7 protein-coding genes are annotated in these 7963 nt (G+C 67.5%); 3 read left to right on the top strand and 4 right to left on the bottom strand.

The window, feature by feature from the left end; all coding sequences use genetic code 11:
* Positions 1-24: 24 nt before the first annotated feature.
* Positions 25-1572, bottom strand: a complete 1548-nt coding sequence (locus tag ACFV15_RS47220) for a GMC family oxidoreductase (protein WP_378359957.1) — start codon at positions 1570-1572, stop codon at positions 25-27.
* Between the two features lie 167 nt (positions 1573-1739).
* On the opposite strand from ACFV15_RS47220, the gene ACFV15_RS47215 reads away from it, so the two are divergent.
* Both ACFV15_RS47215 and ACFV15_RS47210 read left to right on the top strand, forming a co-directional pair.
* Positions 1740-2444, top strand: coding sequence for a DUF2306 domain-containing protein (locus tag ACFV15_RS47215; RefSeq protein ID WP_378359955.1), 705 nt, complete (start codon positions 1740-1742; stop codon positions 2442-2444).
* A 112-nt stretch (positions 2445-2556) separates the two neighbouring features.
* The gene (locus ACFV15_RS47210) at positions 2557-3048 is read left to right on the top strand and encodes a YybH family protein (protein WP_378359954.1); all 492 of its coding nucleotides are present in this window, start codon (positions 2557-2559) and stop codon (positions 3046-3048) included.
* Positions 3049-3094: 46 nt separating this feature from the next.
* Here the strand turns inward: ACFV15_RS47210 and ACFV15_RS47205 are convergent, their stop codons facing one another.
* From ACFV15_RS47205 to ACFV15_RS47195, 3 genes are all read right to left on the bottom strand, one after another.
* Positions 3095-4633, bottom strand: coding sequence for an MFS transporter (locus ACFV15_RS47205; RefSeq protein ID WP_378359953.1), 1539 nt, complete (start codon positions 4631-4633; stop codon positions 3095-3097).
* A gap of 26 nt (positions 4634-4659) precedes the next feature.
* Positions 4660-5949, bottom strand: coding sequence for an activator-dependent family glycosyltransferase (locus tag ACFV15_RS47200; RefSeq protein ID WP_378359952.1), 1290 nt, complete (start codon positions 5947-5949; stop codon positions 4660-4662).
* A 78-nt stretch (positions 5950-6027) separates the two neighbouring features.
* Positions 6028-6705 (bottom strand): alpha/beta hydrolase, encoded by a 678-nt coding sequence (locus ACFV15_RS47195; protein ID WP_378359951.1) that lies wholly within the window; start codon positions 6703-6705, stop codon positions 6028-6030.
* Positions 6706-6856: 151 nt separating this feature from the next.
* Here ACFV15_RS47195 and ACFV15_RS47190 point away from each other — a divergent pair, with 151 nt between their 5' ends.
* Positions 6857-7942: a DegT/DnrJ/EryC1/StrS family aminotransferase gene (locus ACFV15_RS47190; protein WP_378359949.1), complete on the top strand. Its 1086-nt coding sequence runs from the start codon at positions 6857-6859 to the stop codon at positions 7940-7942.
* Positions 7943-7963: the final 21 nt, after the last annotated feature.

The raw sequence follows: 7963 nt of genomic DNA, 5'->3' as shown, positions 1-7963 counted from the left end.
ACCGTCGGCAACACTCACGACTCACTAGGCGGTGGCCTTGCGGATGAGGTCCGCCGCCTTCTCGGCGACCGCGATGGTCGGGGCGTTGGTGTTGCCGCGCGGGATCACGGGCATCACCGAGGCGTCGGCGACGCGCAGGCCGCCGACCCCGCCGACCCGCAGCTCGGTGTCGACCACCGAACCGATCGCGCAGGTGCCGACCGGGTGGTAGATGGAGTGGGTGAACTTGCGGATGTAGTCGGTCAGGTCCGCGTCGGAGTCCGAGGCGGGCGGGCGGTACGGGTTCGAGGCGTACTCCCGCAGCGCTTCCTGGCGGGAGATGTCGAGACCGATGCGCAGCGCGGTGATCGCGTCCGCGAGGTCCTCCTGCTCGGCGAAGAAGTTGTGCTGGATACGGGGTTTCGTGGTCGGGTCGTCCGAGGCGATGGTGACCGCGCCGCGGCTGCGGGGGGTGAGCATCGACGGGCCGAAGGTGAGCGCGTGCGCGGTCGGCATGGCAAGGCCGCTGTCGATGAACATGACCGGCGCGGACAGGTACTCGACGTCCGGCGCCGGCAGTTCCGGCCTGGTGCGGACGAAACCGCCGGTCTCGGGGCCGTTGCAGGTCAGCGGTCCGCGGCCCTCGGCCATGAACTGCTGGAAGTTCTCCGGCGCACCGGCGGCGAGCATGCTCACCGGGTGCTCGTGCGTGAACACCAGCGGGATGAGCGCGTGGTCCTGGAGGTTCTGGCCGACCAGCGGCTGGTCGACGACCACCGGCACGCCCAGCGGGCCGAGCAGCGCGGCGGGCCCGATGCCCGAGTGCATCAGCAGCTGAGGTGAGTTGTAGGCGCCCGCGGCGAGGATGACCTCGCGCTCGGCGCGGATGGTGATCTCCTCGTCGAGGCGCTGGCCGACGATGCCGACGGCGAACTCGTTCTCGATCAGCACGCGGTGGACGTGGACGTTGGTCTCGACCGTGAGGTTCGGGCGGCCCAGCGCGGGGTGCAGGAACGCGGTGGAGGTGCTCGCGCGGCGCCCGTCCTTCTGGGTCAGCTGGAAGTAGCCGAAGCCGTCCTGCGAAGCGCCGTTGAAGTCGTCGTTCGCCGCGAAACCCGCCTGCACGCCCGCCTCGACGAACGCGGTGGACATCGGGTTGCGCGAACGGTTCTCCGAGACCGCCAGCGGGCCGCCGGCGCCGTGGAACTCGGACTCGCCGCGTTCGTTGTCCTCGGAGCGCTTGAAGTAGGGGAGCAGCTCGTCGAAGGACCAGCCCGGCTGGTCCCACGCGTCGTAGTCGAGCCGGTTGCCGCGGATGTAGATCTGGGTGTTGATCGAGCTCGTCCCGCCCAGCACGCGGCCACGCGGCAGATAGATCCGGCGGCGGTCGAGGAACGGCTCGTCGTGGGTGTCGTAGTCCCAGTCGACGTTGGTGCGGAACAGCTTCGAGAACGCCGCGGGCACGTGGATGTTCGGCGACGTGTCAGCGGGCCCTGCCTCGATGAGGCAGACCTTCACATCCGGATCCTCACTCAATCTGGCGGCGAGCGCGCAGCCCGCCGATCCCGCTCCGACGATCACGTAGTCGTACATCTGCTCCTCCTTGGATGCGCTTTGCCCAGCAACAATAGGAGCGAACGTCAATTCCCTCCCACTCCTGTACTGCACAGTTTGCGCACGTTGAAAGAGGAATTCGGGCATCGGGGCACATAGCGTGTCTGCAACGAGGGATTCGCCTGGATTGAAGCTGGGGAGTGATCATGACGCAGACGCCGGAACAGCTACGGCCGATACCGCGAGTGGAAGAAAAGGCGCGAGCGCGCTTCTTCCGGCCGTGGATGATTCCGCTCGGGCTGCTCGTGGCGGCCTTCATGCTCATGTATCTGCCACGCTATCTGACCGGTGACCCGGCGCAGTCGCTGATTCCGATCAACGAACGCTTCCGGTTGCACTATCCGTTGCTGATCGGGCACATCGCCACCGGCACGATCGCGATCGTGACCGTCTGCCTGCAGGTGTGGGCGTGGCTGCGCGAGCGTCATCCCCGTGCGCACCGGATCAGCGGCAGGCTGTACATCTTCGCGGGAATCGGGCCGTCGGCGGTGCTTTCGCTGGTCATCGTGCCGTTCGGCATCCTGACCGGGCTCAGCGCGATCGGGTCCTCGTTGTGGGCGGTGCTGACGCTGGGGGTCACCGCGGCTGGCTACGTCACGGCCAGGCGGCGGCAATGGGCTCAGCACCGCAAGTACATGCTCTACAGTTTCGGGCTCGCGACGAGCATTCTCACCGGGCGGCTGTTCTTCACCGGTGCCTGGTACGCCGTCGCGCCGCTGTTCCCCGACGACGAAATGACGGTGCTGGCCATCGCCCAGTTCGCCGGTTTCTGGCTGAACTGGCTGGTCAATATCGCACTGGTCGCCTGGTGGCTGCGCCGGTCGGCGAAAAAGGCGGTGTTACCCGGCTGAAGAGCACCCAGAGGCACCGCATGGCGCCGGCGGAGGAATCATCCTCCGGCGGCGCTTTGTGGCGTAAAGAAACGGAAAACGGTCAACCCCCAACCGTATTCAGGAGAACTCCATGAGCAAATTCCGGAAAACCGCCATCGCGGCCGTCCTGCTCGGCGCGGCCAGCCTGCTGACCGCGCCCGCGCAGGCCGGAAGCCGGCACCAGAGCTACGACCCGGTCGCCGCCTGCCGTACCCAGTTCGACCAGGCCAAGCAGGCCTACAACGACGCCTTCGACGCCCGTGACATCAACCGGTTCGCCGACTTCTTCCGCGAGGACGCCACCAAGGTCGACCCCGACGGCACGATCCAGTACGGCAAGGCCGCGATCAAGGAGCTGTTCGCAGGCCTGTTCTCGATGAACTTCACGTCTTCGTTCCCGGTGCTCAAGGAGGTCGTCGACTGCAACACCGCCTTCGTGCTCACGAACGCGACGCTGACCTTTCCCGACGACCACTTCGAGGAGACGTTCGTCAGCTCGCAGACCTACACCCGCGACCGGTGGGGCCGCTGGCGCGTGCTGGTGACCATCAGCGCGAACCTGCACACCACCACGCTTCCGTAACGGAAAAAGGGCTCCCACAGCGCGTGGGAGCCCTTTTCGGTTGTGGCTAAGCGACTTCGACGGCCTCTGTCTCCGTCACCGCGGACGGCTCGGGCTCGCCGACCCGCCGGAGCAGCGACGCGGCCAGCACCGCGAGCACGACGCCGATCCCGGCGCACACCAGCGCGACCGTGGTGAGGCCGCTGGTGAACGCGGTCCGCGCCGCGGTGAGCACGGCGCTCCCGCCGTCGGTGACCACCGAAAGCGCGCCGGCCAGCGTGTCCTTGGCGGCTTCAGGGCCGCCAGCGGGCAACGTGTCCGCGATCTCGCTGCGGTAGACGGCCGTGCCGACCGCGCCGAGGATGCCGACGCCCAGCGCCACGCCGAGCTCGCTGGAGGTCTCCGACATCGAGGCGGCCGAACCCGCCTTCTCTTCCGGCGCCGCGCCGATGATGAGCTCGGTGCCGAGCGAGGCCATCGGCCCGAACCCGAAGAACACCAGCGTCATCCCGATGACCAGGGTCGCCAGCCCGGATTCCGCGGTCACCTGGGTCAGCACCAGCGCGCCGATCGCCAAGATCACCGCGCCCGCGGAGACGATGTAACCGGGACGAATCCGTTGTGCCAGCGCGGGTGCGTACATCGCACTGGCCACTGTGGCCAGTGCCGACGGCACCGCCCAGAGTCCGGCCTGCAGCGGAGAAAGGTTCTCGACCATCTGCAGGAACTGATTACCGAACAGGCCGACACCGCCCATCACGGCCGGGCCGAGCAGCAGCATGCCGAGCGCGCCGGAGAACGCGGGGAACTTGAACAGCCCCACGTCGACGTGCGGGTTGGCGAGCTTGCGCTGCCGCAGCACGAAGATCACGCCGACGACGAGCCCGGCGGCGACGATCGCGAGCTGGGAAACGCCGGCGCCGTCGTGCGCGATCTCCTTGATGCCGTAGATGACCGGCAGGATCGTGGCCAGCGAAAGCGCCACGCTCAGCAGGTCGAGCTTGCCGCCGTTGGGGTCGCGGTACTCGGGCAGCAGCTTCGGCGCGGCGATCACCAGCACGATCATCACCGGGACACCGAGCAGGAACACCGAACCCCACCAGAACCACTGCAGCAGCACACCGCCGACCACCGGGCCGAGCGCGGTGCCGGCCATGAAGCAGCTCATCCACACACCGATGGCCTTGCCGCGCTCACCCTCGTCGGTGAACATCGTGCTGATCAGGGCCAAAGTGGACGGTGCCAGCGTCGCGCCCGCGATACCGAGCAGCGCGCGGGTGACGATCAGCATCTCGGCTGATGTCGAGAAAGCGGCGAGCACGGAGGCGATGCCGAACGCGGTGGCGCCGATCATCAGCAGCCGCCGCCTGCCTATCCGGTCGCCGAGTGTGCCCATGGTGACCAGGAACCCCGCGGTCATGAAGGCGTAGATGTCCATGATCCACAGGATCTGGGTGCTACTGGGGTGGAGATCTTCGCTCAGCTTCGGCAGCGCGAGGTAGAGCACGCCGAGGTCGATCGCGAGCAGCAGTGTCGGCAGCGCGAGCACCGCCAGCCCCAGCCATTCTCGCCGGCCTGCGGTCGTCGCCGCGGGGTCCGAACTCATCACGGGTTCCTTTCTGTTGGAGCGTTCTATCCGTTCTTGCGATGCTCTGCGGTGAGCCGCTCCAGCTGCGGAACGATCTCGTTCGGGCTCGGCACGCTCAGCTGGTCGATGCGCAGGCGCTCGGCGGCGAGCTTGTACGACGGGTCGTCGAGCACTTTGGCGAGATCCGAGCGGAGCTTCTCCGGCGTCAGCTGGTCGGAGTCGCCGACGTAGATGCCCGCGCCGCGCTCCTCGAGCATGTTCGCCTGCGAGACCGGCGCCCACCATTTCTCGTGCCAGTACGTGCCGGGCACGATGAGCTGCGGCACGCCGTGCTCGATCGCGGTGCCGAACGTGCCGGTGCCGCCGTGGTGCACGATCGCCGAGCAGGTCGGCAGCAGCGCGCCGAGCGGCACGAACTCGACCGGGCGCACGTTGTCCGGCAAGCGGTCCAGCGAGGCGAGCTGCTTGGCGCTGAACGTCGCGACCACCTCGACGTCGAGGTCCGACACCGCTTCCAGCAGGTCGGCGGTGGACGCCTCGATGCCGTGCGACTCGCGATGCGAGAAGCCGAGCGTGAGGCAAACCCGTTTGCGTGTCAGCGGTTCGTTGACCCAGTCGGGCACGATCGCCGGGCCGTTGAACACCACCTGCCGCACCGGCACGTAGTGCACGCCGGTGTTCTTCGGGTGGAACAGCGACTGCGGCGCGGGGTCGATCGTCCACTGGCCGAGCGCGATCTCGTCGTCGTAGGTATGGCCGTGGCGCTCGAGTTTCGGGCCGAGCCAGGTCTTCATCGGGTCGGGAATGCCTTCGGCGTCACGCTTTTCGACGAACTTGGCGTGCACCTGCGCCATCGCGTCCACCCCCCACAGCAGGCGGGCGTGCGCGGCGCCGGTGACGCGCGCCGCGATCGGGCCCGCGAAGGCGAGTGTGTTCCAGATGATCAGGTCCGGCTTCCAGGCTTTGGCGTAGTCGATGAGCCCTTCCCACATCCCGTCGGGGGTGAGCATGGGGAAGAAATCCTCGGCGAGATGGACGAATTCGCCGGGCGGGTCCTCCCAGCCGTAATTCGACTGGTGCGGCTTGACGCGGTTGAGCGGGTCGGCGTCCGACGCGACCTTCTGCTCGGGTTCGGCCTCGGCCAGGTCCTCTTTGAGGTGCGGCATCAGTTCGCCGATCGGCGCGGCCGCCAGCCCGATCGCGGCGACATCCTCGGCCAGGTCCGGCGGGATGGCGACGCGCACGTCATGTCCGGCCGTGCGCATCGCCCACGCCAATGGCGCCAGGATGTAGACCTGCGACTTGTTGAGACAGGTGGTGAACAGGACGCGCATGAAGGTCCTCCCAAGGATGCTTTTGGTGCATCTGTCAGGGTTTCAGCCCATTCGCGCGGCCGGCATCTCACAACCTGCTCAGTCTGTGTACGACTCCAGGAGAGCGGCGATTTCCTTCGGCCTCGCCAGCGCCGCGCAATGGCAGGCCGAGACCTCGTCCGGGGTGATGCCGAGGCGGTCCTTGACCAGCTTCTGGAAGAACGCCGGCGGGAAGAACCGGTCTTCGGTGCACAGGATGAACTTCGTCGTGATGTCCGGCCATGCGTCGAGGGGCCACGGGTCGTTCATCGCCGACTCGGACTGCCCGCGCTCCTTGCTCATCGCCTGCTCGGCGAGTTCGCGGGGCACGCCGTTGTAGAAGCTGACGAACGGGTCGGGGTTGCCGGTGAGCCCGCCGTCCTTCTTGGCGGCCTTCGCCGAGGCCGCGCTGTAGCCGGTGTTGCCCCACCAGTCGTTCGTGGTCTCGCCGGGGGCCGGGATCATGCCGGCGAGCAGCACGATCACCTTGGCGGAAAGCCGCTCCGCCACCAGCGGCGCGACGATGCCGCCGAAGGAGTGGCCGACCACCACGACGTCTTCGCGGTCGCCGACGGCTTTGACGACGGAGTCGACGTAGTCGGAAAGTCCTGCGGAGTCGTCTTCGATGGGAAGGTCGGGCGCCACCGTGTCATGCCCGTTCGCGCGCAGCTCCGCTTCCAGCAGGTGCCACGCCCAGCCGACATCACCGGCGCCGTGGATCAACACATATGTGGTCATCGTCTCTGCGTTTCCTTACAGTTGGTTACTCAACGTGACGAACTCACCATAGCGCGCATTTGGCGCACTTCGTCCCCGAAACATCCTTTCTCGCACGAGCTCCGCATTTTCGAAGATGTCCGCCCGTAGACGGCGACGACATCCTTCTGGCATGAACGTTCCGTTCCTCGACCTGCGCGCGCCCTATCTCGAACTGCGCGAGCGGATCGACGACGCGGTGGGCCGGGTGCTGCGCTCCGGCTGGTACCTCGCCGGGCCGGAGGTCGAGGCGTTCGAAGCCGAGTTCGCGGCCTACTGCGGAGCGGAACACTGCGTGGCGGTCGGCAACGGCGGCGACGCGCTTTCGTTGATCTTGAAGGGGCTCGGCATCGGTGCCGGTGACGAGGTCATCGTCCCGGCGCACACGTTCATCGCGACCTGGCTGGCCGTCTCGGACGCCGGCGCGATCCCGGTCCCGGTCGAGCCGGACCCGGCGACGTTCACTCTCGACCCCGCGCTGATCGAAGCCGCGATCACACCGCGTACGCGCGCGATCCTGCCTGTGCACCTGTACGGGCATCCCGCTGATCTCGATGCCGTGCGTGCCATCGCGGACCGTCACGGACTGGCCGTCGTCGAAGACGCGGCTCAGTCTCCCGGTGCTGTCTACAATGGACAGCGTATTGGCGCGTCACCGTCCACTGTGGCCTTTAGCTTTTATCCTGGCAAGAATCTGGGCGCATTGGGTGACAGTGGCGCGGTGGTGACTTCGGATCGGCAGCTCGCGGAGAAGGTCCGCCTGCTGCGCAATTACGGCTCGCGGGTGAAGTACCAGCACGAGGTGATCGGCACGAACTCGCGCACCGACGAGATCCAGGCCGCGGTGCTGCGCGTCAAACTGCCATTGCTCGACGAGTGGAACGCGCGGCGGGCCCGGGTCGCGGAGCGGTACTTGGCCGGGCTCAAGGGTTTGGACCTGGAACTGCCTCGCGTCGCTTCGTGGGCCTCGCATGCCTGGCACCTGTTCGTGGTGCGTGCCGCGGACCGTTCCGCGCTCGCCGCGCGGCTGGAGCAGGCCGGGGTGGGCACACTCGTGCACTACCCGGTCGCGGTGCACTCGTCGCCCGCCTACGCTCCGCTCGGCCTGGGGCCGTTCCCGCTCGCGGAGCGCTTTGCCGACGAGGTGCTCAGCCTCCCCATCGGCCCCCACCTCACCGCCGACCAGGTGGACCGGGTGATCGACGCAGTGGGGTCGTGAGTGGTACGGCCGGTTCTAACC

This window comes from Amycolatopsis sp. NPDC059657 (assembly GCF_042734395.1).
GTDB lineage: Bacteria > Actinomycetota > Actinomycetes > Mycobacteriales > Pseudonocardiaceae > Amycolatopsis.
Note: the sequence above shows the minus strand (reverse complement) of the source record. Positions and strands in the feature narration are given on the sequence as shown.

Excerpts from the sequence above, each read along its gene's own strand:
- ACFV15_RS47220 (WP_378359957.1), bottom strand. The coding sequence starts at position 1,572 with ATGTACGACTACGTGATCGTCGGAGCGGGATCGGCGGGCTGCGCGCTC.
- ACFV15_RS47215 (WP_378359955.1), top strand. The coding sequence starts at position 1,740 with ATGACGCAGACGCCGGAACAGCTACGGCCGATACCGCGAGTGGAAGAA.
- ACFV15_RS47210 (WP_378359954.1), top strand. The coding sequence starts at position 2,557 with ATGAGCAAATTCCGGAAAACCGCCATCGCGGCCGTCCTGCTCGGCGCG.
- ACFV15_RS47205 (WP_378359953.1), bottom strand. The coding sequence starts at position 4,633 with ATGAGTTCGGACCCCGCGGCGACGACCGCAGGCCGGCGAGAATGGCTG.
- ACFV15_RS47200 (WP_378359952.1), bottom strand. The coding sequence starts at position 5,949 with ATGCGCGTCCTGTTCACCACCTGTCTCAACAAGTCGCAGGTCTACATC.
- ACFV15_RS47195 (WP_378359951.1), bottom strand. The coding sequence starts at position 6,705 with ATGACCACATATGTGTTGATCCACGGCGCCGGTGATGTCGGCTGGGCG.
- ACFV15_RS47190 (WP_378359949.1), top strand. The coding sequence starts at position 6,857 with ATGAACGTTCCGTTCCTCGACCTGCGCGCGCCCTATCTCGAACTGCGC.